Here is a 428-nt window from a genome sequence, read left to right on the forward strand (position 1 = left end):
TGGTGGTGCGCCGGGCCCTGACTGCACCGGGGCAGGTTGCGGTGGGTTTGCGCGGTGTTTCCCGGGAACAGCGCTATCCGGCGCTGCTGGATCTGCAAGCCGTGCAGCGCGGGGTGCGCCCCGAGCAGCTGTGTCATGTACCGCCCCAGGGCCCATGGCCGGCGTTGCAGGCGTTGCAGCACTTGCGCGATGAACTGGATGCCCAGGAGTGGATCTGGGGCGTGAGTGGCAGTGCCGGTTTCGAGCTGGCGAGCGGCGTGGCGGCCTTGCATCAGCACAGCGACCTGGACCTGATCCTGCGTACCCCGGAGCCTCTGCCACGGGCCCGGGCCCGTGAATTGCTGGCGCTGCTGGACGGCGCCGGTTGCCCGGTGGATATGCAATTGCAGGTGCCCGGCGGCGCCCTGGCCCTGCGCGAATGGGCCGGG

1 protein-coding gene is annotated in these 428 nt (G+C 70.3%); it reads left to right on the plus strand.

Annotated features, from left to right (window positions below):
• The coding region (locus F6S12_RS32985) for a malonate decarboxylase holo-ACP synthase (RefSeq protein WP_315870022.1) at positions 1–428 on the plus strand (428 nt) is incomplete at both ends.

Origin of the sequence: Pseudomonas sp. JV245A (genome assembly GCF_032424515.1) — a bacterium.
Taxonomy (GTDB): Bacteria; Pseudomonadota; Gammaproteobacteria; order Pseudomonadales; family Pseudomonadaceae; genus Aquipseudomonas; species Aquipseudomonas protegens.